General features: G+C 71.4%; 24 protein-coding genes and 1 pseudogene. 11 read left to right on the top strand and 14 right to left on the bottom strand.

The window, feature by feature from the left end:
* Positions 1 to 19: 19 nt before the first annotated feature.
* Both SAVERM_RS36025 and SAVERM_RS36030 read left to right on the top strand, forming a co-directional pair.
* The gene (locus tag SAVERM_RS36025; protein ID WP_010988406.1) at positions 20 to 703 is read left to right on the top strand and encodes a uracil-DNA glycosylase; all 684 of its coding nucleotides are present in this window, start codon (positions 20 to 22) and stop codon (positions 701 to 703) included.
* 188 nt (positions 704 to 891) lie between these two features.
* Positions 892 to 1,485 (top strand): tetratricopeptide repeat protein, encoded by a 594-nt coding sequence (locus SAVERM_RS36030; protein ID WP_078234937.1) that lies wholly within the window; start codon positions 892 to 894, stop codon positions 1,483 to 1,485.
* A gap of 370 nt (positions 1,486 to 1,855) precedes the next feature.
* Here SAVERM_RS36030 and SAVERM_RS36035 read toward each other — a convergent pair whose 3' ends face one another.
* The gene (locus SAVERM_RS36035; RefSeq protein ID WP_010988408.1) at positions 1,856 to 2,320 is read right to left on the bottom strand and encodes a hypothetical protein; all 465 of its coding nucleotides are present in this window, start codon (positions 2,318 to 2,320) and stop codon (positions 1,856 to 1,858) included.
* 122 nt (positions 2,321 to 2,442) lie between these two features.
* Positions 2,443 to 2,955, bottom strand: coding sequence for a DinB family protein (locus SAVERM_RS36040; RefSeq protein WP_010988409.1), 513 nt, complete (start codon positions 2,953 to 2,955; stop codon positions 2,443 to 2,445).
* 109 nt (positions 2,956 to 3,064) lie between these two features.
* Here SAVERM_RS36040 and SAVERM_RS36045 point away from each other — a divergent pair, with 109 nt between their 5' ends.
* Positions 3,065 to 3,970: a Gfo/Idh/MocA family protein gene (locus tag SAVERM_RS36045; RefSeq protein WP_010988410.1), complete on the top strand. Its 906-nt coding sequence runs from the start codon at positions 3,065 to 3,067 to the stop codon at positions 3,968 to 3,970.
* On the opposite strand, the gene lnt is transcribed toward SAVERM_RS36045, so the two are convergent.
* Together lnt and SAVERM_RS36055 are read right to left on the bottom strand one after the other, a co-directional pair.
* The gene (gene lnt, locus SAVERM_RS36050; protein ID WP_010988411.1) at positions 3,894 to 5,468 is read right to left on the bottom strand and encodes an apolipoprotein N-acyltransferase; all 1,575 of its coding nucleotides are present in this window, start codon (positions 5,466 to 5,468) and stop codon (positions 3,894 to 3,896) included. The two genes, SAVERM_RS36045 and lnt, sit on opposite strands and share 77 nt — an antisense overlap.
* 88 nt (positions 5,469 to 5,556) lie before the next feature.
* Positions 5,557 to 6,054: a nuclear transport factor 2 family protein gene (locus SAVERM_RS36055; RefSeq protein ID WP_037647005.1), complete on the bottom strand. Its 498-nt coding sequence runs from the start codon at positions 6,052 to 6,054 to the stop codon at positions 5,557 to 5,559.
* A 168-nt stretch (positions 6,055 to 6,222) separates the two neighbouring features.
* Here SAVERM_RS36055 and SAVERM_RS36060 point away from each other — a divergent pair, with 168 nt between their 5' ends.
* Positions 6,223 to 7,215: an LLM class flavin-dependent oxidoreductase gene (locus SAVERM_RS36060; RefSeq protein ID WP_037647006.1), complete on the top strand. Its 993-nt coding sequence runs from the start codon at positions 6,223 to 6,225 to the stop codon at positions 7,213 to 7,215.
* Positions 7,216 to 7,285: 70 nt separating this feature from the next.
* Here SAVERM_RS36060 and SAVERM_RS36065 read toward each other — a convergent pair whose 3' ends face one another.
* The 4 genes and pseudogenes from SAVERM_RS36065 to SAVERM_RS36075 all read right to left on the bottom strand — a co-directional run bounded on the left by SAVERM_RS36065 (position 7,286) and on the right by SAVERM_RS36075 (position 10,303).
* Complete coding sequence (locus SAVERM_RS36065) at positions 7,286 to 8,128, bottom strand: YihY/virulence factor BrkB family protein (RefSeq protein WP_063774022.1); 843 nt, start codon at positions 8,126 to 8,128, stop codon at positions 7,286 to 7,288.
* A gap of 469 nt (positions 8,129 to 8,597) precedes the next feature.
* Positions 8,598 to 8,900 (bottom strand): annotated as a pseudogene (locus SAVERM_RS36070) (DUF5829 family protein); the annotation flags it as partial.
* Positions 8,901 to 9,088: 188 nt separating this feature from the next.
* Complete coding sequence (locus SAVERM_RS40700) at positions 9,089 to 9,268, bottom strand: hypothetical protein (RefSeq protein ID WP_048894395.1); 180 nt, start codon at positions 9,266 to 9,268, stop codon at positions 9,089 to 9,091.
* 159 nt (positions 9,269 to 9,427) lie between these two features.
* Positions 9,428 to 10,303: an undecaprenyl-diphosphate phosphatase gene (locus SAVERM_RS36075; RefSeq protein WP_010988416.1), complete on the bottom strand. Its 876-nt coding sequence runs from the start codon at positions 10,301 to 10,303 to the stop codon at positions 9,428 to 9,430.
* Positions 10,304 to 10,637: 334 nt separating this feature from the next.
* Here SAVERM_RS36075 and SAVERM_RS36080 point away from each other — a divergent pair, with 334 nt between their 5' ends.
* The 3 genes from SAVERM_RS36080 to SAVERM_RS36090 are packed head-to-tail and all read left to right on the top strand — an operon-like array spanning position 10,638 to position 13,755.
* A complete protein-coding gene (locus tag SAVERM_RS36080; RefSeq protein WP_202497563.1) occupies positions 10,638 to 12,065 on the top strand; it encodes a Gfo/Idh/MocA family protein in 1,428 nt (475 codons plus the stop codon).
* Positions 12,062 to 12,997 (top strand): DUF6807 domain-containing protein, encoded by a 936-nt coding sequence (locus SAVERM_RS36085; RefSeq protein ID WP_010988418.1) that lies wholly within the window; start codon positions 12,062 to 12,064, stop codon positions 12,995 to 12,997. The genes SAVERM_RS36080 and SAVERM_RS36085 overlap by 4 nt, the downstream gene beginning before the upstream one ends.
* Positions 12,991 to 13,755 (top strand): cupin domain-containing protein, encoded by a 765-nt coding sequence (locus SAVERM_RS36090; protein ID WP_010988419.1) that lies wholly within the window; start codon positions 12,991 to 12,993, stop codon positions 13,753 to 13,755. The genes SAVERM_RS36085 and SAVERM_RS36090 overlap by 7 nt, the downstream gene beginning before the upstream one ends.
* Before the next feature lie 76 nt (positions 13,756 to 13,831).
* On the opposite strand, the gene SAVERM_RS36095 is transcribed toward SAVERM_RS36090, so the two are convergent.
* On the bottom strand, positions 13,832 to 14,302 hold the full coding sequence (locus SAVERM_RS36095) for a winged helix-turn-helix transcriptional regulator (protein WP_010988420.1): 471 nt from the start codon (positions 14,300 to 14,302) through the stop codon (positions 13,832 to 13,834).
* Between the two features lie 190 nt (positions 14,303 to 14,492).
* Here SAVERM_RS36095 and SAVERM_RS36100 point away from each other — a divergent pair, with 190 nt between their 5' ends.
* Positions 14,493 to 15,662 carry a thiolase family protein gene (locus SAVERM_RS36100; RefSeq protein ID WP_010988421.1) on the top strand — a complete coding sequence of 390 codons (1,170 nt, stop codon included), beginning with the start codon at positions 14,493 to 14,495 and terminating at the stop codon, positions 15,660 to 15,662.
* A 4-nt stretch (positions 15,663 to 15,666) separates the two neighbouring features.
* Here SAVERM_RS36100 and SAVERM_RS36105 read toward each other — a convergent pair whose 3' ends face one another.
* Positions 15,667 to 16,476 carry a TVP38/TMEM64 family protein gene (locus SAVERM_RS36105; protein WP_010988422.1) on the bottom strand — a complete coding sequence of 270 codons (810 nt, stop codon included), beginning with the start codon at positions 16,474 to 16,476 and terminating at the stop codon, positions 15,667 to 15,669.
* A 484-nt stretch (positions 16,477 to 16,960) separates the two neighbouring features.
* Here SAVERM_RS36105 and tuf point away from each other — a divergent pair, with 484 nt between their 5' ends.
* The gene (gene tuf / locus SAVERM_RS36110; RefSeq protein WP_010988423.1) at positions 16,961 to 18,133 is read left to right on the top strand and encodes an elongation factor Tu; all 1,173 of its coding nucleotides are present in this window, start codon (positions 16,961 to 16,963) and stop codon (positions 18,131 to 18,133) included.
* A gap of 157 nt (positions 18,134 to 18,290) precedes the next feature.
* A complete protein-coding gene (locus SAVERM_RS36115) occupies positions 18,291 to 19,136 on the top strand; it encodes a spermidine synthase (RefSeq protein WP_010988424.1) in 846 nt (281 codons plus the stop codon).
* On the opposite strand, the gene SAVERM_RS36120 is transcribed toward SAVERM_RS36115, so the two are convergent.
* The 3 genes from SAVERM_RS36120 to SAVERM_RS36130 all read right to left on the bottom strand — a co-directional run bounded on the left by SAVERM_RS36120 (position 19,098) and on the right by SAVERM_RS36130 (position 22,698).
* Entirely contained in the window at positions 19,098 to 20,441 is a 1,344-nt protein-coding gene (locus tag SAVERM_RS36120) for an MFS transporter (RefSeq protein WP_010988425.1), read from the bottom strand. The genes SAVERM_RS36115 and SAVERM_RS36120 overlap by 39 nt on opposite strands.
* Before the next feature lie 181 nt (positions 20,442 to 20,622).
* Positions 20,623 to 21,663, bottom strand: a complete 1,041-nt coding sequence (locus SAVERM_RS36125) for a DUF8017 domain-containing protein (protein ID WP_010988426.1) — start codon at positions 21,661 to 21,663, stop codon at positions 20,623 to 20,625.
* A 66-nt stretch (positions 21,664 to 21,729) separates the two neighbouring features.
* Positions 21,730 to 22,698, bottom strand: a complete 969-nt coding sequence (locus tag SAVERM_RS36130) for a DUF8017 domain-containing protein (RefSeq protein ID WP_010988427.1) — start codon at positions 22,696 to 22,698, stop codon at positions 21,730 to 21,732.
* An 86-nt stretch (positions 22,699 to 22,784) separates the two neighbouring features.
* Here SAVERM_RS36130 and SAVERM_RS36135 point away from each other — a divergent pair, with 86 nt between their 5' ends.
* The gene (locus tag SAVERM_RS36135) at positions 22,785 to 23,222 is read left to right on the top strand and encodes a DUF4442 domain-containing protein (RefSeq protein WP_010988428.1); all 438 of its coding nucleotides are present in this window, start codon (positions 22,785 to 22,787) and stop codon (positions 23,220 to 23,222) included.
* 81 nt (positions 23,223 to 23,303) lie between these two features.
* Here the strand turns inward: SAVERM_RS36135 and SAVERM_RS36140 are convergent, their stop codons facing one another.
* Positions 23,304 to 23,849 carry a CHAP domain-containing protein gene (locus SAVERM_RS36140; RefSeq protein ID WP_010988429.1) on the bottom strand — a complete coding sequence of 182 codons (546 nt, stop codon included), beginning with the start codon at positions 23,847 to 23,849 and terminating at the stop codon, positions 23,304 to 23,306.
* Between the last annotated feature and the right edge of the window lie 4 nt (positions 23,850 to 23,853).

Consider the following 23,853-nt stretch of genomic DNA (forward strand, 5'->3'; position numbering starts at 1 on the left):
CACATCGGAGGAAGTTGACGTGACCGACACCGCCATGCTGCCCGAGTCCTGGCGCGGCGTCCTGGGCGACGAGCTGCAGCAGCCCTACTTCAAGGAACTCACCGAGTTCGTCGAGGAGGAGCGCGCCAGGGGTCCTGTCTACCCTCCGCGTGAGGAGGTCTTCGCCGCGCTCGCGGCGACGCCGTACGAGCGGGTGAAGGTGCTGGTCCTCGGCCAGGACCCGTATCACGGCGAGGGCCAGGGGCACGGTCTGTGCTTCTCCGTCCGGCCGGGCGTGAAGACGCCGCCCTCGCTCCGCAACATCTACAAGGAGATGAAGGAGGAGCTGGGCACCCCGATCCCGGACAACGGCTATCTGATGCCGTGGGCCGAGCAGGGTGTGCTGCTGCTCAACGCGGTGCTGACGGTGCGCTCCGGCGAGGCGAACTCGCACAAGGGCAAGGGCTGGGAGAAGTTCACGGACGCCGTGATCCGCGCGGTCGCGGACCGGCCCGACCCGGCGGTCTTCGTGCTGTGGGGCAACTACGCGCAGAAGAAGCTGCCGCTCATCGACGAGGAGCGGCACGTGGTGGTGAAGGGCGCGCATCCCTCTCCGCTGTCCGCGAAGAAGTTCTTCGGTTCGCGTCCCTTCACGCAGATCAACGAGGCGGTCGCGGAGCAGGGGCACACCCCGATCGACTGGACGATTCCCAACCTCGGCTGACGGCGAACGGCGAACGGCGAACGGCGAACGGCGGGTGGCGGAGAGAGGACGGACGGGTTCTGTGGTCTCCGGCCCGGGGGCCCCGCCGTCACCGGCCTGGCCCAGTGGCGTACGGAGCCGCCTGACCGTGAATGTCAGTGGCTGCGGTTAGCGTCGTGGGGGGATGGGCGACGACCTTGGAGGACGTGGTGGCGGAGCGACAGGAGCAGGTGGCGCCGGACGCCATGATGACCCGCATCGGGCAGGTCGCGATGTTGCACCACGCCGGTGACCGCGAGGAGGCCCGGGGCCGCTTCCTGGGCCTGTGGGCGGAGATCGGCGACGGCGGCGACCCCCTCCACCGCTGCACCCTGGCCCACTACCTGGCGGACACACAGGACGACCCGGTGGATGAACTCGCCTGGGATCTGCGGGCGTTGTCGGCGGCCGAGGAGCTCACCGACGAGCGCGTCGCCGAGCACGAGCACGAGGACGCGCTCGCGGTGCGTGCGTTCTACCCGTCCCTGCACCTCAATCTCGCCGCGGACTATGTGAAGCTCGGTCGCTCCGACGCCGCCCGCAGTCATCTGCGCCGGGCCCGCGGCGCGGTGGGCGTGCTCGGCGACGACAGCTACGGGGACGGCGTCCGGGCGGCGATCGGACGCCTGGAGCTGAGGCTCGACGGCGACGGGCCGGCGGGCGGCGGATCGGACCCCGCGGGCGGCGCCGGGCCGTTCGGGGGTCCGGGCCCGTTCGACGGCCCCGGAGGGGAGAGGCCGGGGCCGCCCAGACAGCGGCCGTAGGGGGCGGGGTGGGGGAGGGCAGGCGGGGGACGGACGGAGAGTACCGACGGGGCCCGGGACGCGGCAGCGCCCGGCAGGGGCACGACGGCACCGGCCGGTCCGCGAAGTGACGTCGGCCGGTCCGCGAGGTGACGCGGCCGGTCCGCGGTGCGGCGAAGTGGCGCCGGCCAGGCTGTGTGCGGCGGAGTCCGGACCGTTGACGGCGGAGGTTCTACGCGGGGTGGGACGGGCGGGTGTGACCCGGTCCCCTGCCGCGGACGTGCGGGCGCGCTGCACCTAGGCCGCTAGGCCGCATCGGCCGCATCGGCCGCATCGGCCGCGCCGCGCGCCGTCGCCTGCCGGGGCCGGTGGCCGCCTCGTACGGTCCGTCTCAACGCCCGTACGCGTTTTTGCAGATGGTCGCCTCAGGGCTGTCCGGCTGCCATCCCCCGTACTTGCGCCCGAGCGCGCACACGTCCCCGTCCTTCGGGACCAGCTTGGACACGGACGTCGGTACCGCGTCCCGGGGTTCGGGATGCGCCGGCTTCGCGGGCGGGTCCGCGTGCGGACGGCGCGGAACCGTCACCGGTGCGGCGGCGCGCGCCGGAGGAGGCGTCCGGTGCGGCGCGGCGGCGGTCGGCGACGGGCGGTGGGAGGGCTCGATGAGCTCCAGTGCCTCCCGCGCCGGAGCCTGGACGACTTGGGGATCCCCGCTGCCGTCCGGACGTGGCACCGACGGGTGGGGCGGTGCCACCGAGGGAGCCGGGGCAGGCAGCCGCTGGACGGTCACACAGCCGGAGAGGACGGTGACAGCCGCGGTGACCAGGAGCGTCGCGGTGGTCGTGGTTCGATGCACCCGCGCAACTCTGCTGCGTCCGGCCCGATTTGGGGAGCGGACAGGCGGAGGTTGCCCCGCACGGGTGATCCTTCCGCCTCGTCCGGACGGAGCCACGGCACGAGCGTGACGCACCGAGGGCGTCACTCTCCGGTCGTGCCGTCGACGCGCTCCCTGATCAGGTCGGCGTGACCGTTGTGACGGGCGTACTCCTCGATCATGTGGGTGTAGATCCACCGCAGGTTGATGGGGCTGTCGGTGAACTTGCTCGTGCCCTCGCAGACGTCGTCCAGGCCGAAGCGTGCCGCGTTGTGCCGGGCGATCCCGATCTCCGCCTGCCAGGTGCCGTAGGCCTCCGCCCAGGTGTCGGCCTCGGTGAGGTGGAACTCGCCGTCGCGGTCCTCGTCGCTGTAGTAGATCGGCCCAGGATCGTCGTTCGCCAACACCTTGCGGAACCAGCCCCGTTCCACCTCCGCCATGTGCCGCACCAGGCCGAGCAGGGAGAGTTCGGAGGGCGGCACCGAGGCGGTTCTGAGCTGAGCGTCGTCGAGCCCCTCGCACTTCACCTCAAGCGTCCGGCGGTGGTAGTCGAGCCACCCCTCCAGCATGGATCGCTCGTCGGCGTCGGTCGCGGGTTCGGTGCGCTGTGTCGTCATGCCCCGAATCCTGCCGCACCGGAACCGGCCGTCACCACCGACTTACGGCCACCGCGACGGCCGTATGCTTCCGACGAGCCACGCGTCGCCAATCCCTAGGAGAACCCCCGTGAAGGTCGGCTGCATCGGACTCGGTGACATCGCGCAGAAGGCGTACCTTCCGGTGCTCGGTGTCCAGCCGGGAGTCGAACTGCACCTCCAGACACGGACTCCCGCCACCCTCGCCCGGGTGGCCGACAGCCTCCGTCTGCCACCGGCGCAACGTCACACCGACCTGTCGGAGCTGCTGGCCCAGGACCTCGACGCCGCCTTCGTGCATGCGCCCACCGCCGTGCACCCCGAGATCGTCGAGCGGCTCCTCGCGGCCGGCGTACCGACGTACGTCGACAAGCCCCTCGCGTACGAACTCGCCGACTCGGAGCGGCTGGTACGGCTCGCCGAGGAGCGGGGCGTCAGCCTGGCCGTCGGCTTCAACAGGCGTTACGCGCCCGGGTACGCCCAGTGCGCCGACCATCCGCGTGAGCTGATCCTGATGCAGAAGAACCGGGTCGGGCTGCCCGAGGAGCCCCGCACGATGATCCTCGACGACTTCATCCATGTCGTGGACACCCTGCGGTTCCTGGTGCCGGGGCCGGTCGACGACGTGACGGTACGCGCCCGCACCGGGGGCGGTCTGCTGCACCACGTGGTGCTCCAGCTGTCCGGTGAGGGCTTCACCGCGCTGGGCGTCATGAACCGGCTGAGCGGCTCCGCCGAGGAGATCCTCGAAGTCTCCGGGCAGGACACCAAGCGCCAGGTGCTCAACCTCGCCGAGGTCGTCGACCACAAGGGGCAGCCGACCGTACGGCGACGCGGCGACTGGGTGCCGGTGGCCCGGCAGCGCGGCATCGAGCAGGCGGTCCTCGTCTTCCTGGACGCCGTACGCGCGGGCAAGGTGCTCAGCGCCCGGGACGCGCTGGCGACTCACGAACTGTGCGAGCGGGTGGTACGCGCGGTGACGGAACGGTCCGCCTGAGCCGGAACTCCCGTACGCCCTCAGCGGTGCACAGCGCCGCGAGGATCAGCAGCGCCGCGTGCACCGGCCAGTCGCCGAAGCGGACGTACGGAGTGACACCGCGGGCCAACGGCACGTCGTACACCGCTGACGTGCTCTTCCCGGTGCCGAGCCAGGAGCCGACGCGCTCGCCGCTCGGGCCGTAGACGGCGGAGACGCCGGTGAGTGTCGCGTGCACCATCGGGCGGCCGGTCTCCGCGGCCCGCAGCGCGGCGAGCGAGGCGTGCTGTTCCGGGGCCCAGCTCTGCTGGAAGGTCGAGGTCGACGACTGCGCGAGCAGCACCTCGGCGCCGTCCTCGGCGAGATGGCGGCTCATGTCGGGGAACGCGGTCTCGAAGCACACCATCGGGCCGATGCGCAGCCCGTGCCCGGCGTTCATCACCACCTGCTCGCTGCCGCGCCTGCGGTCCTCGCCGGCCGCCTTGCCGACGGAGGTGGCCCAGCCGAGCAGGGAGCGCGCCGGTATGTACTCGCCGAACGGCACGAGCCGCATCTTGTCGTAGCGGTCCCCGGTCGGGCCGTGCGGGCCGACGAGCACGGAACTCTTGTAGATGCCGGGCCGGTCGGAGCGGCGGGCGTCGACGTTGACGAGGATGTCCGCGCCGACCCGCTCCGAGAGACCGGCGATCCGCCGGGCCAGGTCGGGACGGTCCGCGAGGTCGAAGCCGACGCTGCTCTCGCCCCAGACCACCAGGTCGACGTTCTGCCCGGCGAGTTCCCGGGTCAGCTGCTCCTCGCGGTCGAACCGCCTGTCAGCGCTGCCGGTTCCGTCGATCACGCCCGGCTGGACGATGGCGATCCGCATGTCCCCGTCATGGTCGGGGCGCGGTGACCACGCCCAGGCCGCCGAGGTCGCGGCGGCCGTGGCGACCAGTCCGGCGAGGGCAGGCATACGGGACGCGCGCACCGAGACGAGCACCGCGACCGCGATGTTGACCGTCACCACCAGGAAGCTCAGCAGCCACACCCCGCCGACCGAGGCCAGCCGCAGCGCGGGTTCCACCTGCCACTGGCTGGACCCGAGCAGCCCCCAGGGGCCGCCCAGCCCCTGCCAGGAACGGACGAGTTCGACCATGAGCCAGCCCGACGGCAGGACGAGCATCGCCGCCGCGACCCGCCCCGGCGAGGGCACCCCGGCCAGGAAGCGGCGCACCAGCCAGCCCCACGGCGCCCACAGCGCGCCGAGCAGCGCGGCTATCAGGACCGTGAACACATGCAGGCTCGGCAGCAGCCAGTGGTGCACGGCCAGCATGAAGCCGAGCCCGCCCAGCCAGCCGTCGTACGCGGCGCGTCCGCCGGTCGGGGCGGTGCGGGCGAGCAGGATCCAGGGGACCAGGGCGACGTACGCGAACCACCACCAGGACGGTGCCGGGAAGGCGAGCATGGGCAGGGCACCGGCCAGCACGGCCGCCGCGCCGCGCCACCAGCGGGAGCCCAGCCAGTCCTCGGGCATCCTCATCCGGCATCTCCTTCCCCAGGGAGTGCCTCCAGTGTGCTCGCCGGGGACGATCTCCGACAGGGGGCGTCGGAGCGTGGCGAGGGGGCGCTCAGGGGGTCGCGTTCCCCTCGCGCGCCGGTTGCATGCGGCGCCACTTCTCCTGGACGACCACCTCGCGCAGCCGCCAGCCGTCATACGTGCGCGCGAACGCGAACGCGTACCGGCCCCCGCAGACGAAGTCCGGTTCGCCCGAGCCGCCGTCCGGGCCGCCGTCGGATCCGGCGAAGCGCATCGGATTGACGTAGTCGGCCTGGACCCGCGCCGTGTCGCCGATGTCCTGTTCCCGTACGCCGAACCGCACCCGTCGGTTCACGATCAGGTGCTGCCGCATCGGGAACAGCCGCATGTTCTCGGCGAGCCACGCGGCGACCTGCCGGGCGTCGCCCTCGATCCCGCCGGCCGAGCGGTAGTCGGCGCGCCCGTCCGCCGTGAACAGCCCTCGGTACGCCTCCCAGTCGCCGTCGTCCACGGCCACCGCGTATTCGGTGATCAGTTCGTCGATGCCGAGGCGGTCCATCACGGTTGCGAGCTCCACGCGCTGCGTCATCGGCTCAGTGTTGGCGACGGAGGGTGTCCAGCCAAGGGGTGTGCCGTGACAATCGGCCGCGGGGACGACGAGTCGCTGGCGGACCCGGCGTTCGTGGCCCGCGTAGCGGCCGGTCCGCCTTGCGCGCAGCGGGGGTTGGCACTGGTGGACGATTCCTATACTGACCGGATGATCACCGTTCCGCTCAGCGCGCTCGAAGTGGCCATGGTCCAAGCGGGCGCCCGAGCCGCAGACACGTTACGAGACACCACCGAGTTCGCCCTGCGCCTCGAAGACCTCGGCTACCTGCGACTCTGGTACGCCGAGCATCACCATTCCCCGGCCATCGGAGCGTTCCCGCCCGTCGTCCTGACCGCCCACGCGGCCGCGTTGACGTCGTCCATCCGGCTCGGCTCCGGGGGCGTTCTCGCTCCCAACCACGCTCCGATCATGCTGGCGGAGCAGTTCGGCACGCTGTCCGCACTGCACGCGGGCCGGATCGACCTGGGCATGGGCCGTGGGCCGGGTACCTTCGACGATTCCACGGCGCGGGCCCTGCGCCGTGGGGCCGGTCCGACAACGGACGTCGAGTACCGCGACGATGTGTCATCGACTCTGGGTTTCTTGGTGGACGAGGTCGCGCTCGGCCCGCTCCCGGAGCCATGGCTGCTGTCCTCGAGCACGGCCGGTGCCGCGCTCGCTGCGGAACTCGGACTGCCGATCGCCTTCGCCCATCACATTCGCCCTGACAACACCCTGGCCGCGCTCAGCCACTACCGAGAGCGTTTCTCCCCCTCCCGTTGGTGCGAGCGCCCGCGCGTGCTGATCTGCGTGGAAACGGTATGCGCCGAGACGCAGGAGGAGGCGGCCCGGCTCGCCGGTCCGATGGATGTCGTCAAGGCCGGACTCCTCAAGGGGCGAGGCGACATCCCCTTCCCCACGCCCGAAGAGGCGGCGACCCACTCGTTCACCGCGGAAGAGGCGCAGGCGCTGACGGCCTTCCGTGCCCAACAGGCACACGGCTCACCCGAGACCGTGGCGAAGCACCTGACGGACCTGGTGGACCTGACGGGTGCGGACGAACTCATGCTGGTGACGCCCATCTACGCGCTGGCCGACCGGTTGAGGTCGTACGAGCTCGTCAGGCAGCACGTCATGATGCCGACGGCGTCCTGGCAATGATCACCACGTGAACTCAGTTCAGTTCAGTCCAGCTCGGCGCTGGCGGCCGGCGCGGGTCGAGCGGGGGCGTCTATGCCTTGGAACGGTCGCGACGGTTCGCGTCCTTGGGGCGGCGGTGAGAGACCTGTTCCCGTGCGGTACGCCAACGTGACCGCGTCTGTTCGACCACGCTGTCCCATTGGCGGCGGACGTCATGGTCGGACGGGCGGTGGCCGTGGCGGATCCGGGTGAGCTCGTCGCGTACCTCTCGGCCCAGTGCCGCCGACGCGACGATGACGAGCATCCCCCCGAAGAGGGCCGAGATCATCGCGAAGACGGCACCGAGCGCTCCGTATCGTGCGGCGTAGGAGTTGAAGAGGCGCGGTAGGTAGACGGTCGTGCCCACGGAGTAGGCCGCCTCCAGGAGGGCCGCTGCGATGCCGAAGGGGAGCAGGTCCGGCCGGTTGATCCGCTTCGCGGACAGGATCCAGCCGCTCCAGACGAGGAAAGCGGCGGTCACCGGTACGTCGCACACCAGGGCCGCCAGACCCAGCCGGCCCCCGCCCAAGACGGCGGAGAGCCACCCGGTGACCACCGTGTAGCCGCCGAGTGTGAGGATCCACCACAACCCGTTGCGCGTATTGCGCATGCTGAGCGGCTTGAGCTCCCATGTCTGCTCGAAGAGCCGCTGCGTGGCTCGCGCGAAGCTCAGTACCGAGATGGTCAGGAAGACGACTCCGAAGATGCCCACGCTCGCGCTTGTGTGCTGGGCGGGGGAGAAGAGGGACTCGACTGCCTCGGCGCCTGCTCCGGTCAGGCCGTAGCGCTTGATGACCCGCTCCGCCGCGTCGTAGTGCGCGAAACTGCTCACGACGGTGCCGCCGAGGACTGCGAGCGGGAGCAGGGTGGTGAGAGCACTGGATGCCAGAGCCATCGAGCGGTCGAAACCCACGATCTTCTGAAACCGGTTGATGACCCGCAGTGCGAAGGCAGGGCGCAGCCAGAACGTCAGTGTCCTGACCAGGCGCTCGCGATTGATCCTCGCTGTCCTGCCCTCCGTGAAGATCGGAACTTGTGTGGCGGCGCGAGCTTAACGGGCCGTCGTCGGCTCGATGAGCGGCGACACGAATGCTTCGCTCGAAGGGCGGAGAGCGGCGGTTGTCATGGGTCTGACCGGCGTGTGCCGCGCCGTTCCGGGCAGTTCCGGGCAGTTCCGGACAGGGAGTGCGTGTCACGACGTGACGTTCACGAGTTTCTCCGGCAAGCGGGATGCCTCGTCGCACACCTCCCGCTGGATGTCGGCGTCTCGGCCGGGCGACGGGGACCGCACTGTCGGTCCGGGCAACGTCGTCCGGTGCAGCACCGACATTCCGCCGACCTGAAGGATGGCAGCCGCAAGTCCGTTACTCCGCGGTGCCGAAAGTCCACACGGCGCGGGCGCCCGGGCCGACGACGAGGGTCGACCGGCCGAGCCGTTCCTCGTGCCGGTACTCCACGGGCCGGTTGAGCGACAGCTCGACCTGCCGCAAGCCCACCTGGTCGCGCGGAACGGCGTCGAATCGGATCGTGGTGCCCCCGCGCCGCGCAACGATGCCACCGTCCGCCACGGCCTGGGTGACGAACCCACCGGCCGGCAGCAGCGGCACCGTGTTCGCGAGGTCACGCGCGGAGACCGCGAGGCGGACAGAGGTCACGTCGCGCATCAGTCAGCAGGATCTGCTCAGCCGCCTGCCACAAGGGTTCGGCGCTGCCGCACGCTGGGCGCGCACGGCGGTTGGAGCGGGTGTATGCCACGCGGGATCCGGTGGAGGCCTGTGCGGGATGTGTGCGTCCGCTGTCCCCGTCGGTCGGCGTCGTGCGTCCACTGTCCCTGTGGATCGTCGCCGCCCGGGGCTCAGGCCGCCTCGATGACCTCTCCGCGTATCGCCTCGGCCCATTCCACGACCAACAGCTCGTACTCCGCCCGCTCCTGCGCCGACAGTGAGCCGCCCGCGCGCATCCACAGCGCGCGGATCTGCTCGTTTAACGCGGCCGCAGACCGCACGGAACCAGGGGTCATGGAGTCGGGGGACATGCGCACAAGCCTAGGGGCAAGGACTGACACTGCGCTACCGGTCGGCTACTCGCACCGTATGTGGTTGGTCACGGTGGGTCCTGAACCCACCGGCACGAGTGATCACGTGGTGATCGCGGGGGCGGCAGCCGTCCGTGGCCTCCGTGCGGCTCTCCCGCGTCAGCCCGCCGACTCCGCCGCGTGCGGGCTGAGCGCACCCGTCGCGACCAGCGCGATGATGGCGATGCCGAGCGCGATGCGATACCAGACGAACGGCATGAAGCTCTTGTTGGAGATGAACTTCATGAACCACGCGATGACGGCGTAACCGGACACGAACGCGATGACCGTGGCGAAGACCGTCGGTCCCCACGCGACATGTCCGCTCGCGGCCGCGTCCTTGAGCTCGAACACGCCGGAGGCGAGGACGGCGGGGATGGCGAGGAGGAACGAGTAACGGGCCGCGGACTCACGGGTGTAGCCGATGAGCAGACCGCCGCTGATCGTGGCGCCCGAGCGGGAGACGCCCGGGATCAGGGCCATCGCCTGGCAGGCGCCGAAGACCAGACCGTCCCTGATGTTCAGGTCCTGGAGCTTCTTGCGCTCCTTCGCCGCGCGGTGCTTGCCGCCCGTCTCGTCACGCGCCGCGAGCCGGTCGGCTATGCCCAGGATCACGCCCATGACGATCAGCATGGTCGCGGTGATCCGCAGATCGCGGAACGGGCCCTCGATCTGGTCCTTGAGCGTCACGCCGAGCACGCCGATCGGGATCGAGCCGACGATCACCAGCCAGCCCATCTGCGCGTCGTGGTCGTGCCGCATCTCCTTGTTCACCAGGGAGCGGAACCACGCCGAGATGATGCGCGCGATGTCCTTGCGGAAGTAGATCAGCACCGCGGCTTCCGTGCCGATCTGGGTGATCGCGGTGAAAGCCGCTCCCGGGTCCTCCCAGCCGGCGAAGGCCGCCGTCAGCCGCAGATGCGCGCTGGAGGAGACGGGAAGGAACTCGGTCAGCCCCTGGACGAGTCCGAGGATGAGGGATTCAAACCAAGACATGGAGTTATGTGGTCCAAGCGCTGATCGAGGAGGGGCGACGGACACGCCGCGCCGACGCGGGCGGTGATCAAGTGTGTTGTGGGGCAGCGTAGCGTCCCCGGATGACAGCCCGGCCACAGGGGTTTGGCGGTTGGCCGCCGGGCAGGGCGATCCGGTGCCGGCGGCCGACGTTGTCCGGACCGTGGAACGCCCGCGTCCGCGGTGTTGACCGGCCGCTCGAACGACACATACGTTGCAGCGAGGAGAGAAAGCGCTTGCTGTCTCCGGGTGCCCCGGAGCCGACAGGCCCTTGGCCAGCGTCTGACGTCACGTCGATGGAGTGCTGATCACGTCCATGCCCACAGCCCGCACCGCGTCCACGTCCACAGCCAACACCGCGTCCGCGTCCACAGCCCGCACCGCGCCCACGTCCACGGCTCACGACACGTCCACGTCCACGGCTCACGACACGTCCACGCCCACAGCACGCGACGCAACCAGCCCGGAACCCTCCTCGCCCCCGGACTCGAGGCCGAACCCCACCCCGTACCCGAACCGCCCGGCGGCCCCGCTCGCCGGCCGCCGGATCAGGGCCGCCCTCATCGGCACGGGTGCCATCGGGGGCGGCAGCCATCTGCCCGCGCTCGCCACGCTCGCCGAGGAGGGCGAGACGGAGATCGTCGCCGCGGTCGACATCAACGCCGACGCGATCACCGCGTTCTGCGCGGAGCACGGCATCCCGCACGCGTACACCGACCTCGACCGGATGCTCCAGGAGCAGCGGCCCGACCTGGTCTCCATCTGCACCCCGCCCACCCTGCACCGCGAACAGACCCTCGCCGCGCTGCGGGCCGGTGCCTGGGTGTGGTGCGAGAAGCCGCCCGTCCCGACGCTGGCGGACTTCGACGCCATCGAGTCGCAGGAGGGCACGGACGGCGGTCCGTACGCCGCGATCGTGTTCCAGCACCGCTTCGGCTCGGGCGCCCGGCACGTCCGGCGGCTGCTCGCCGAACAGGCCCTGGGGCGGCCGCTCGTGGCGCACTGCCAGACCACCTGGTACCGCAACACCGCCTACTACGCCGTGCCGTGGCGCGGACGCTGGCAGACCGAGGGCGGCGGCCCCGCGATGGGGCACGGCATCCACCAGATGGATCTCCTCCTCGATCTGCTCGGGCCGTGGAGCGAAGTGCGGGCGATGGCCGGACGCCTGGTCCACGACGTGGAGACGGAGGACGTCTCGACCGCCCTCGTACGCTTCGAGAACGGCGCGATGGCCACCGTGGTCAACAGCGTTCTGAGTCCGGACGAGGTCAGCCGGATCCGCATCGACTGCGAGCGCGCCACCGTCGAGCTGACCCACCTCTACGGCCACAGCAACGCCAACTGGCGCATCACGCCCGCTCCCGACGTGCCGGAGGAGGAGGCCGCGGCCTGGCGTGACTTCGGCGCGGACGTGCCGAGCTCACACCTGGCGCAACTGCGGGAACTGGTCGCGAGCATGCGGGCCCAGGCGCGTCCGCGCAGCAGCGGCGCGGACGGGCGGACCAGCCTCGAGCTGATCACCGCCCTGTACAAGTCGGCGTTCACCGATACGACCGTGCGGGCCGGGGCGATCGGCCCGGGAGACCCCTATTACACGGCTCTGCACGGGGGCGCGCCGGGCTGGGCGCCCGTCGGGTTCACCGGCAGCCAGTCTGCCGACAGCCAGTCCGCCGGAAGCCGGCCCGCTGGAACCGGATCCACCGTGAACGACTCCGCATCGAGCAAGGAGGTGCCGGCATGAGCGAGGCCACCGGTCTGCGCATCGTGCACGCCCACGGTGACCGCATCACGATCACCGAACGGTCCACCGGCGTCGATCTGCTGAGCTATGTCTACGCTCCCGAGGCGGCCTGGGAGGCTCCGAAGCCGTATCTGCATCCCCTCCGGACGCTCGCCGGTGACGTCGTCACCGACTACCGGCCCAACGACCACCGCTGGCACAAGGGCCTCCAGATGACGGCCTCGCATCTGTCCGGGCAGAACCTGTGGGGCGGCAACACATACGTTCATGGAAAGGGGTATCTCGCGCTCCCGGAGCGGGTCGGGTCGATGGCGCACGTCGGCTTTGACGCGGTCGACGCCGACGGTGCCCGTGCCGTGATCGCCGAGCGGCTCACCTGGCACCCGTACAGCGGCGAGCTGTGGGCCGAGGAGGAGCGTCGTGTGGAGGTGCACGACGTCGACCCCGAGTCCGGTTCGTGGGCGCTGACCTGGACCAGCGCCGTCACCAACCGGCGGGACGAACCGCTGCTCTTCGGCAGCCCGACCACCGCCGGGCGTGAACTGGCGGGATACACGGGCCTCTTCTGGCGCGGCCCGCGAGCCTTCCGGGACGGCCGGATCATCGGACCCGACTCCGAAGGGCACGAGCTGATGGGGCGGCAGGCGCCCTGGCTCGCGTACTCGGGCGAACACGATGGCGCCGACGGACACGCCACGCTCGTGTTCGCGCATGCCCCCGAGAACGACCATGACGGCTCCCAAGGAGCGCACCCCGCCCACTGGTTCGTGCGCAACGAGCCCTTCGCGGCTGTCGCTCCCTCGTGGGCGTTCCACGACGAGCTGGAGCTGGGGCCCGGCGATACGCTCACCCGTCGCTACCGGGTCGTCGTGGCCGACGGCGCCTGGGAGCGCGAGGAGGTCGCCAAGTACCTTCAGGAGCACCCGTGGTGAGCCCGGGGGAATTCGCCGGACTGCCGGGGGAATTCGCCGGACTGCCGGGAGTGTTCACCGGGCTGCCCGGGGCGGTCGCCGTCTCGCACCTGTCCGTCTACGACTGGCCCGCGGTCGACGGAGTGTGCGGCGGAACTCCCCATATGCATCTGACCTGTTCGGAGGCGTACGTCGTCACCGGCGGCCGCGGCGCGGTGCAGACGCTGACGACGTCCGGGTACGAGGTCACACCCCTCGCGCCCGGAACGGTCGCGTGGTTCACGCCCGGCACCATCCACCGGCTCGTCAACGAGGACGATCTGCGCATCACCGTCCTCATGCAGAACAACGGCTTGCCGGAGGCCGGAGACGCGGTGCTCACGCTGCCTCCGGAGTACCTCACCGATCCCGGGACGTACGCCGCCGCGACCGTCATCCCGGCCGACGCGTCCGAAGAGGAGCAGGCGCGGGTCGCCCTGGCCCGGCGCGACCTCGCCGTGCGCGGCTACCGCGCGCTGCGCGACGCCGACGGGCCCGAGCCGCTCGCCGCGTTCCACCGGGCCGCGGCCGCTCTGGTGCGGCCGCGTGTCGCCGCGTGGCGCGAGCGGTGGCGGCGCGGGGCCGAGGCTGCCACCGCGGCCACCGGGGACCAGCTGGACCGGTTGGAGCACGGCGACGCGTCCCATCTCGCGGACGCCCTCGTACGCGCCGAACAGCCTTCCACGTACGGCAGGTTCGGGATGTGCGGGCGGCTCGACGTCTACCAGGGGACGTCCTAGTTCCAGAGCGGCTGTCGGGGAGCCCCCCTCCTTTTTTGGGGGCTCCCCGACAGCCGCTTCTCCTTACGCCTTTTCCTTACGCCGCCGCCGGCCCCTTCACCGTCCAGCCCGGCGCCTGCGGGTGCGCCGTCAGGTCCTCGTGGTGGACCTCCTCACCGCAGACCGAGCAGGTCACGAGCGGAATCAGTTCATTGCCGCAGATGTGCTCGATCACCATGGGGCGGTCGTCGTCCTTGCGCAGATGCCGGTCGCCCCAGGCCATGAGCGTCATCAGGACCGGTTCCAGTTCCAGACCCGCCTCGGTGGGCCGGTACTCGAAGCGCTGCGGGCGCTCGCTGTAGACGGTCTTCTTCAGCATGCCCGCGTCGACCAGCCGCCTCAGACGCGTGGCCAGGATGTCGCGCGGGGCGCCGATGTTGCGTACGAGCTGGTCGAAGCGCCCGTTGCCGAGGCACACCTCGCGCAGGACGAGCAGCGAGTACTTCTCGCCCACGAGCGCCAGGGTGTCGGCGATCGAGCAGGGGCGCGGGTCTTTGGTGGCGGCCATGAACCCAGTCTAGGGGAGGGTTTGTTTTTCCAACCCTCGGCGCTATGGTGGGTCCAGATTTCCTACTCACTGGTAGCCGGGACATATAGCCCAGGGCCCGACAGCCGGGGACCAAGTAGCCAGGACCAAGTAGCCAGGACCAATCGGTCATCGCCCGTAGGGACCATGGCCGGCCAAGGAGGCCCGCACCATGCGTGATGCCGTCATCGTCGAAGCCGTACGCACCCCCATCGGCAAGGGCAAGCCGAACGGCTCCCTTGCCCACGTCCACCCCGTCGAACTGCTCGCGCACACGCTGCGCACCCTCGTCGAGCGCTCCGGAGTCGACCCGGCACTGATCGACGACGTCATCGGCGGCACCGTCGACCAGGTCGGCGAGCAGGCCATGAACACCACCCGCTACGCCGTCCTGTCGGCGGGCTTCCCGGAGACGGTGCCCGCGACCACGGTGGACCGCCAGTGCGGCTCCTCGCAGCAGGCCGTGCACTTCGCGGCGCAGGGCGTCATGTCCGGGGCGTACGACCTGGTGGTCGCCTGCGGTGTCGAGTCCATGAGCCGCGTCCCGATGTGGTCGAACGTGCCGGCCGGCCAGGACCCCTTCGGGCCCGGAGTCGCCCGGCGCTATCCCGAGGGCCTGGTCCCGCAGGGCATCAGCGCCGAACTGATCGCCGCCAAGTGGTCCATCACCCGGGACCAGATGGACGCCTTCGCGGTGTCCTCGCACCAGAAGGCGGCCGCGGCCTGGGCGGGCGGTCTGTTCGACGCCGAGGTCACGCCGCTGGAGGGGGTGAGGCGCGACGAGTGCGTACGGCCCGCCAGCACCACCGAGATCCTCGCCGGACTCAAACCCGCCTACTACGACCCGAACTTCGCCGAGCGCTTCCCGGGCATCGAGTGGAACGTCACCGCGGGCAACGCGAGCCCCGTCAACGACGGCGCGTCGGCCGTGCTCATCACCTCGAGCGAGACCGCGGCCCGCCTCGGGCTGCGCCCGATCGCCCGTCTGCACAGCTTCGCCGTCACCGGCTCCGACCCGCTGCTGATGCTCACGGGAGTCGTCCCGGCCACCGAGAAGGTGCTCCGCAAGGCGGGACTCACGATCGACGACATCGACCTCTTCGAGGTCAACGAGGCCTTCTCCAGTGTCGTCCTGGCCTGGCGGCAGGAGACGGGAGCCGACCTGAGCCGGGTGAACGTCCACGGTGGCGCGATCGCGATCGGGCACCCGCTGGGTGCGAGCGGTACGCGTCTGACGACCACGCTGGTGCACGCCATGCGCGCGCGTGGAGCCCGCTACGCCCTCCAGACGATGTGCGAGGCGGGCGGGCTCGCGAACGCGATGGTGCTGGAGACCGTCTGACCGGTCAGTTGCCGCGCAGGTGGTGGCGCTTGCGCCAGGCCACCACCGCCCCGACCAGGGCCGGCACGGCGATGAAGCCCATCGCGATCAGGAAGGCGGGCGAGGTCGGCCTCGAGGCACGGGCGCCGGCGACGGCGTACGCGGCGGTATTCGGAATGGAGCCGAGCGCCGTCGCGACGAGGAACGGGACCCAGCGCATCCGGGAGACGGCGGCGCAGTAGTTGGCCGCCCAGAACGGCACGCCGGGAAACAGCCGGGCCGCCATCATCGAGCGGAAGGCGTGCCTGCTCAGCTGTCCGTCCACCGCCTTCAGCCAGCGCCCCCGCAGCAGCGGGCGGAGCGCGTCCTGCCCGAGCATCCGGCCGAGGCCGAAGGCGACCCCGGCGCCGAGCACCGTACCCGCGAGTGCGGTACCCGTGCCCCACTGCGAGCCGAAGAGGGCGCCCGCCGCGAGGTTGAGCAGCGGCCGTGGCACGAACGCGACCGTGCACAGCCCGTACGCCACCGCGAACACCACGGCCGCCGCGGCGCCGCCGAGCTGGGGCGGCCAGCCATGGGCCAGCAGCTTCTGCGGCTCGAACAGCAGCACGCTCGACGCGGCCGCCGCGAGCAGCGCCACCAGCAGGGACAGCCGCGACCACGGCGAGAGGAGCACTCTCGTGCAGCGGGCGGTGAAGCCCGTCGGTACGGCGACGGCGGCCCCAGGGGCCGTGACGCCGGCCGCGGCGGCGGCCGTGGCGACGGTGAGGTCTGTGGCGGTGGCCCGGGGAGTGGCCGTGGCGGTGCCCCCAGAGCGGGTGGTGGCATCGAGCATTCGGTGACACTAACCGACCCATGTGTGTGATCGCCGTATGGTTCGTCTCACGGGCGTCACAGGATGGGGAACGTTGGGTGCGCGACGTGCGCGCCGGCCGCGCGTACCCCTTACGTCGGCGCCGCCTTTCCGGGCTGCCGTGGGGGTGTCTCGCACATCTCCGGCCCCGTCCGCCCCTCTGGGTATCCCTGAACTCACCCCGTACAAAAACCATTCGACGCGGCCGGATCCGTCGACGATGATCTACAACATGTTCCGGTACGCCTTCCTCCTCGCAGCATCCGCAGTCGCGGATGCGCCGAAGGCTGCCGTCCCGATCATCGCGGCCGCTGTCGACGGCGCCCGAAGCTGACCCTTCCCGGATCGTCCGGCGGACCCCGCAGGGGGAGGGTCGGCAGGTCCTTGGGGTCCCCGTCCCGGCCGCTCTCCGCGCCGGGGCCATCACTCAGCTCCGCTGACACTGAAGAGGCTTCGAGGTACAGCCATGCCCAAGACGGCTTACGTGCGCACCAAACCGCACCTGAACATCGGCACCATGGGTCACGTCGACCACGGCAAGACCACCCTGACCGCCGCCATCACCAAGGTCCTCGCCGAGCGCGGCTCCGGCACGTTCGTCCCGTTCGACCGCATCGACCGGGCGCCGGAGGAGGCGGCCCGCGGCATCACCATCAACATCGCGCACGTCGAGTACGAGACGGACACCCGGCACTACGCGCACGTGGACATGCCGGGCCATGCCGACTACGTCAAGAACATGGTCACCGGCGCCGCGCAGCTCGACGGGGCGATCCTCGTCGTCTCCGCGCTCGACGGGATCATGCCGCAGACCGCCGAACACGTGCTGCTCGCCCGGCAGGTGGGCGTCGACCACATCGTCGTCGCCCTGAACAAGGCCGACGCGGGCGACGAGGAGCTGACCGACCTGGTCGAGCTGGAGGTCCGCGAACTGCTCACCGCGCACGGCTACGGGGGCGACTCCGTACCGGTCGTACGCGTCTCCGGGCTGAAGGCCCTCGAGGGGGACCCCCGGTGGACGGCGGCGATCGACGCACTGCTGGACGCCGTGGACACCTATGTGCCCATGCCCGAGCGGTACGTCGACGCGCCGTTCCTGTTGCCGGTCGAGAACGTGCTCACGATCACCGGCCGGGGAACGGTCGTCACGGGAGCCGTCGAGCGCGGCACGATCCGTGTCGGCGACCGCGTCGACGTGCTCGGCGCCTCCGTGGAGACGGTGGTGACCGGCCTGGAGACCTTCGGCAAGCCCATGGAGGAGGCGCAGGCCGGGGACAACGTGGCGCTGCTGCTGCGCGGGGTGCCGCGTGACGCGGTGCGCCGCGGGCACATCGTGGCGGCGCCCGGCAGCGTCGTACCCAGCCGCCGCTTCTCCGCCCGGGTGTACGTCCTGTCGACGCGCGAGGGCGGTCGTACGACCCCGGTCGCCACCGGCTACCGGCCGCAGTTCTACATCCGCACCGCGGACGTGGTCGGCGACGTCGACCTCGGCGAGACGGCGGTCGCCCGGCCCGGCGACACGGTCACGATGACGGTCTCCCTGGGGCGTGACGTCCCGCTGGAGCCCGGCCTCGGCTTCGCGATCCGTGAGGGCGGCCGGACGGTCGGTGCCGGCACGGTGACGACCGTGGAGGACTGACCGTGGACTGACCGGGGGTGTCGGCGACGGGCGGTGGCGCGCGGGCCGCCGCCCGTTCCGTTCGGCCGCCCGTTCCGCTCGGTCGCCCGTTCCGTTCGGCCGGCCGTCCGGAGGTCCGCCCGGACGGCCGGCGCCCGCGGCCCGGCACAATGGACCCGTGGACGAGCCGATACCCGTGACACGGGACGTGGATCACGGGACCGCCAAGCTGATGCCCGACGTCGACCGGCGGCGGGCCTGGCTGCTGACCGTCGACGGGGCCCCGCAGTCGTATGTCGATCTGGACGCGCCGACGCATCTGGAGTTCGAGTACGCGCGGCGGCTCGGCCATGCGCTGGACACGGTCGCCGAGCCGGGGCGGGCCCTGGACGTGCTGCATCTCGGCGGGGGCGCGCTCACCCTGCCGCGCTATCTCGCCGCCACCCGGCCGGGATCGCGGCAGGACGTGATCGAGGCCGACCACGGCCTGCTGGACCTCGTCGTCGAGCAGCTGCCCCTGCCCGCCGACGCCGGGATCGCGCTGCACCGCGCCGACGCCCGCGCCTGGCTGGAAGCAGCCGTGCCCGACTCCGCCGATGTCGTGATCGCCGACGTCTTCGGCGGCTCACGCGTCCCGGCGCACCTGACGTCGGTGGCGTACGCGCGCGCCGCCGAGCGGGCACTGCGCGACGGCGGCGTCTACCTCGCCAACCTCGCCGACGCGGCGCCCTTCGCCTTTCTGCGGTCCCAACTGGCCACGTTCGCGACGGTCTTCGGGGAGCTCGCCGTCATCGCCGAACCCGCCGTCCTGCGCGGCCGCCGCTTCGGCAACGCCGTGCTCCTCGCCTCCCACCGTCCGCTCGACACGGCCACCCTCGCCCGCCGCACCGCCTCCGACGCCTTCCCCGCCCGGGTCGAACACGGCGCCGCGCTCCGGGACTTCATGGGCGCCGCCGAGCCCGTGCACGACGAGAACGCCGTACCGTCACCCGAGCCGCCCGACGGAGCCTTCGGCATCGGCTGACCCGCGCCCGGCGTCGGCCGCCCCGCTCTCCGGCACTTCCTGCGCCACCGCCTTCGTCCGGCGCGTCAGATTCCGTACGTCCGGCACGAACAGCACCGCCACGGTGACCACCACGACCAGCGTCGCGCAGCCCCACAGCGCGGTCGTACGCCCGACGGCCCGTTCCGCCGGTCCCGCCAGCGCCGTGGCGAGGGGGACCATGGCGACGGAGCCGAACCAGTCGTACGCGGAGACGCGGGAGAGCTTCTCCTCGGGGATCTCCTGATGGAGCGCGGTCATCCAGGAAACGCCGAAGACCTCGATGGCCACGCCGGTCACGAACATGACCGCGCACAGGCCGCCCACCGGCAGGGGCACCGCCAGCGCGGCGGAGGGCGCGGCCAGTGGGAAGACGCAGAGGGTGCCCGCGAGCAGCAGCCGGCGGGGTTTCCAGCGCGTCATCAGCAGCGCGCCGCCGACCGTGCCCGCCCCGAAAGCACCCAGGGCCAGACCCCAGGGCCCCGCGCCGCCCAGGCTGTCGCGGGCGACCAGCGGGCCGTACACCGACTCGGCGGCGCCGACCACCGCGACCACCACGGAGAACTGCGCGACGATCGTCCACAGCCAGGGCCGGCCGGTGAACTCCCGTCGGCCGTCGCGCAGATCGGCCAGCAGTCCGCCGCCCGGCTCGCGCGGCGGAATGTGGCTCACATCGAGGAAGGACCGCAGCGAGCCGGCGACCGCGAACGCCACCGCGTCCACGGCGAGCACCCAGCCGGGACCGATCGCGGCGACCATCGCCCCGCCGAGGGCCGCGCCGCCGAGAGCCGCTCCCTGCATCGCCATCCGGAAGAGGGCGAAGGCCCTGCTCGCCTGCTCGCCGCTGACCGAGGACATCAGCATGCCCTCGGCCGCCGGGCTGAAGAACGCCTGTCCGGTGCCGCCGAGCGCGGCCAGCAGCATCATCTGCCACAGGCGCGGTTCGCCGCCGAGGACGAGTGCCGCGAAGGCGCCCTGCGAGAGGAAGTTGAGGGCGTTGGCCGCGACCATCACGCGGTGTCGCGGCAGCCGGTCGGCGACCGCGCCCCCGATCAGCAGGAAGAGCACCAGGGGCAGCGTGCGCGCCGCCGCCACCAGTCCGACGTCGCCTCCGTCGCCGCCCGTGTCGAGCACCGCGAACGCGGCCGCGATCAGGGCGCCGTGGCTGCCCAGGTTCGTGACGACCGCGGCGGCGGCCAGCAGGGTGTAGTTGCGGTCCGCCCAGTCGGGGCGGCGAGGGCGGCGTGTGCGGCGAGGGCGTCCGGCGGAGTCGGCGGCAGAGGTCACCGGCCGACTATCGCCGGACCGCACCGGGCCTGCCAAACCAATTGCCCGGCCGGGTGCCGAACCACCTGCCCGGCCGGGTGCCACGGCATCTGCCCGGCCGGGTGCCACGGCATCTGCCCGGCCGGGTGCCACGGCCGTTCGCGCAGTGCGAAGGACAGGGCACCCGGCAACGGCACGCGGCTCAGCTCTCCGACGGGTCGCCGTGCAGTCGCACGGTGCTGAGGACCTTCATGATCGTCGCGTCGGGGACTTCCTCGTTCACGCCCGTGGCTCCGAAGAAGTTCCACGCGACGTAGTCACCCGCGGAGTTCTTGAACCCGAAGGTGATGGCCTTGCCGTCGCTCGCGCACTTCCCCTTCCGGGGCGTGTTCTTGGAACGGGCCCAGGCGATGCTGCCCTCGATGCCCGCCGCCGTCTTGTACGGCTTCGCCTTCTCGTCGAAGGTCAGGCTCTTCTTGTCGGGCTGCGTGTAACCGCCGTACACCCACCAGGCCACCTGGTTCACGGCGACCTCGTCGGTGTTCTTGGCGCCGTTGGCGCCCTTGGTGCCCGCCGCCGCAAGGGACGTGTCCTCGGTCCTGCCGTCCTTGTCCTCGTCGGACGAGCACCACTGCTCTTTGAGGACGGCGGTACCGGTCATGGTGACGAGGGGCTTGGTGCTCTCGCCCGACTCGTCCTCGAAGGCGATGAACACGCCGGGCGACTGCACTTCCCAGTCCGCCGGCACGTCGAACGCCGTGCCCCACTTGGGGTTGACGACGACCTTCCAGCCCTTGATGGTCGGCTTCTCGTCGTCGCCGCCGCGCGGGTTGTCGGCGGAGACGGACGGACTCGGGTCCTTGGACGCGCTCCCCGAGGCCTTCGCGTCCTTGCCGCCGTCAGCCTTGTCGTCCTTCTTGTTGCCCAGGACCAGGAAACCGGTGACACCAGCGGCCACGACCACGGCCGTGGCCGCGACGATCGCGACGACCTTGGTCCGGTTTCCGCCACCGCCGCCACCGCCGCCGGGTGACTGCGGCGCGCCCGCGGGTGCCGGGGTGCCCCACCCCGGCTGCCCCGGCTGACCGGGCTGCTGCGGGTAGGCGTTCGGCTGCTGGAATCCGGGCGGCTGCTGGTATTCAGGCTGCTGGTACGGATTCGGCTGCTGGTACCCCGGCTGCTGGTAGGGGTTCTGGTCCTGCGGGTTCTGCTCGCCCCCGGGCGGCTGCTGTCCTGGCCACATGGGCAGTAACACTAGTGCCGTCTGTGACACGTTCAGGTCACTGCCCCTCGTCGGACAGGTACCGGATCAGGAGTCCGACGGGTCCTTGTAGAGGCGGACGGTGCCGAGGATCCGCTTCACCGTCGCGTCCGGTACCTCGTCGGATACGCCCCTGGCGCCGAAGAACGCCCACGACACGATGTCACCGGCGTCGTCCTTGAAGGCGAACACCGTGGCCTTGCCGTCGGTCCTGCATTTTTTCGATTTCTCCACACCCGACGACGACGCGGTGGCCAGACTGCCCGTGATGCCGGACTTGGTCGTGTACGACTCCACCGCACCGGACGTGACCAGCTTCTTGTCCGGCTGGGTATAGGCGCCGTAGACCCAGGTCGCCGCGTCGTCGCGGGCGGCTTCCGCGGGCGTCTTCGCGCCGTTGCTGCGGCGGCTCCCGGCGCCGGCGAGCGGTGCGTACTCCTTGGTGCCGTCCCTGTCGTCGTCGGAGCCGCACCACTGCTCCTCGAGGTACGCCGGAGCGGACATGCCGATGAGGGGCGTGTCGTCGGGGTCGTCGTTCTCCGACACGTACGTGACCCAGCTGCTCGCCTTGAGGGCCCACTGGGCCGGCACGTCGAACGCGATGTGCCGCTGCGGGTTCTTCACGACCTTCCAGCCCTTGATCGTGGCCCGGTCGGTGTCCGCGCCGCGCGGGTCGCTCGAACTGGGCCGCGGGGAACCGGACTTCGTGGGGTCGGGGTCCGCCCTGTCGTCCTTGCCTCCGCCGAGCAGGACGAATCCCGTGACCGCGGCGGCGATCACGACGGCCGCCGCCGCGACGATCGCGACGACCTTGGTCCGGTTCCCGCCGCCCGCAGGCGCAGGCACCGGCGCACCCGCCGGCTGCGTGGGGGCGTTCCACGGCTGCGGCTGCGGCTGTTGCTCATACGGATTCGTCTGGTGGTATCCGGGCTGCTGGTACGGATTCGGCTGCGCCGCGTCCGCCGGCGGCTGCTGCGGATTCTGCCCGCCCCCGGGCGGCTGCTCTCCTGGCCACATGGGCCGTAACGATACGGCGGCCCGCGACAGGACCTGGTCAAGGTTGGCTACTCGTGGGTAACATGCGGTTCATGAGCGCAGACCAGATGTCGATCGGCGAGATGCTCGCCGCCACCGTGCCGATGGCCAGGACCCTGAACCTCGAGTTCCTGGAGACCTCGCCGGAGAAGGCAGTGGTGGCCCTGCCGGACCAGAGCGACTATCACAACCACGTCGGCGGGCCGCACGCCGGAGCGATGTTCACGCTGGGCGAGTCGGCGAGCGGGGCGATCGTGCTGGCCGCGTTCGGGGAGCAGCTCGCGCGCGCCGTACCGCTCGCCGTCAGCGCCGAGATCGCGTACAAGAAGCTCGCGATGGGGCCGGTCACCGCCACCGCCACGCTCGGTCGCCCCGCCACCGAGGTGGTGGCCGAACTCGACGCCGGCCGGCGCCCCGAGTTCCCCGTCCACATCGCCATCCAGCGCGCGGACGGCGCCGTGACCGGCGAGATGACCGTCGTGTGGACCCTGCGCCCCAACGGCTGAGGCCGGTCCGCAGTCGAGCCGGGGGCCCGGCCGGGGGGTACGCCCCGGCCGGGCCCCTCGCCGTACCGCGGTCGTCCGCGTTCAGAACCGCAGATACCGGCTGGCGTCGGAAGCCGCGGCGGCGCGGACGCTGAGGACGTCGGGCCGCTGGTCGTTGAACTCGCTGCGGTAGTTGTACTCGTACAGCGTGACCCGGCCGTCGTCGCGCACCGCGGCGACGTACGCCACATGGCCCCGGCGGCCGGTGCCGTGCACGCCGGGGTCCCACTGCGCGATGTCGCCGACGTGGGGCACGGAGCTGGTGGCGGCGCCCCTCCAGTGCCCGGCGTCACCCAGAAAGTCGGGGGACTCGGTGTGGGGGTGGCCGTCGGCGCGGATCGCCCAGGCGGCGAAGGAGACGCAGGAGCGCTTGAAATAGCCGTGCCCGTCGAGTTCCCGGGTGCCGTGCGCGTTCTTCCACCGGTAGGCGGTGGGGTCCAGTGCGGTGGTGGCCGGGGCGGGCGCGGAGGAGACGGGCCCGGCGGTGGGCGTGGCGTGTCCGGTGGAGCCGAAGAGGACGAGGAAGGCCGTGGCGGTGACTCCCGCGGCCACGACGCGCGGCCACTTCTTCGACGTGCGCCTGTGCATGGGG

Source organism: Streptomyces avermitilis MA-4680 = NBRC 14893 (assembly GCF_000009765.2).
GTDB classification, from domain to species: Bacteria; Actinomycetota; Actinomycetes; order Streptomycetales; family Streptomycetaceae; genus Streptomyces; species Streptomyces avermitilis.

Coding starts and splice junctions, on each gene's coding strand:
- SAVERM_RS36040 (WP_010988409.1), bottom strand. CDS start 2,955: ATGACGACACAGCGCACCGAACCCGCGACCGACGCCGACGAGCGATCC.
- lnt (WP_010988411.1), bottom strand. CDS start 5,468: ATGAGGATGCCCGAGGACTGGCTGGGCTCCCGCTGGTGGCGCGGCGCG.
- SAVERM_RS36055 (WP_037647005.1), bottom strand. CDS start 6,054: ATGACGCAGCGCGTGGAGCTCGCAACCGTGATGGACCGCCTCGGCATC.
- SAVERM_RS36060 (WP_037647006.1), top strand. CDS start 6,223: ATGATCACCGTTCCGCTCAGCGCGCTCGAAGTGGCCATGGTCCAAGCG.
- SAVERM_RS36065 (WP_063774022.1), bottom strand. CDS start 8,128: ATGGCTCTGGCATCCAGTGCTCTCACCACCCTGCTCCCGCTCGCAGTC.
- SAVERM_RS40700 (WP_048894395.1), bottom strand. CDS start 9,268: ATGTCCCCCGACTCCATGACCCCTGGTTCCGTGCGGTCTGCGGCCGCG.
- SAVERM_RS36075 (WP_010988416.1), bottom strand. CDS start 10,303: ATGTCTTGGTTTGAATCCCTCATCCTCGGACTCGTCCAGGGGCTGACC.
- SAVERM_RS36080 (WP_202497563.1), top strand. CDS start 10,638: ATGCCCACAGCCCGCACCGCGTCCACGTCCACAGCCAACACCGCGTCC.
- SAVERM_RS36085 (WP_010988418.1), top strand. CDS start 12,062: ATGAGCGAGGCCACCGGTCTGCGCATCGTGCACGCCCACGGTGACCGC.
- SAVERM_RS36095 (WP_010988420.1), bottom strand. CDS start 14,302: ATGGCCGCCACCAAAGACCCGCGCCCCTGCTCGATCGCCGACACCCTG.
- SAVERM_RS36100 (WP_010988421.1), top strand. CDS start 14,493: ATGCGTGATGCCGTCATCGTCGAAGCCGTACGCACCCCCATCGGCAAG.
- SAVERM_RS36105 (WP_010988422.1), bottom strand. CDS start 16,476: ATGCTCGATGCCACCACCCGCTCTGGGGGCACCGCCACGGCCACTCCC.
- tuf (WP_010988423.1), top strand. CDS start 16,961: ATGCCCAAGACGGCTTACGTGCGCACCAAACCGCACCTGAACATCGGC.
- SAVERM_RS36125 (WP_010988426.1), bottom strand. CDS start 21,663: ATGTGGCCAGGACAGCAGCCGCCCGGGGGCGAGCAGAACCCGCAGGAC.
- SAVERM_RS36130 (WP_010988427.1), bottom strand. CDS start 22,698: ATGTGGCCAGGAGAGCAGCCGCCCGGGGGCGGGCAGAATCCGCAGCAG.
- SAVERM_RS36135 (WP_010988428.1), top strand. CDS start 22,785: ATGTCGATCGGCGAGATGCTCGCCGCCACCGTGCCGATGGCCAGGACC.
- SAVERM_RS36140 (WP_010988429.1), bottom strand. CDS start 23,849: ATGCACAGGCGCACGTCGAAGAAGTGGCCGCGCGTCGTGGCCGCGGGA.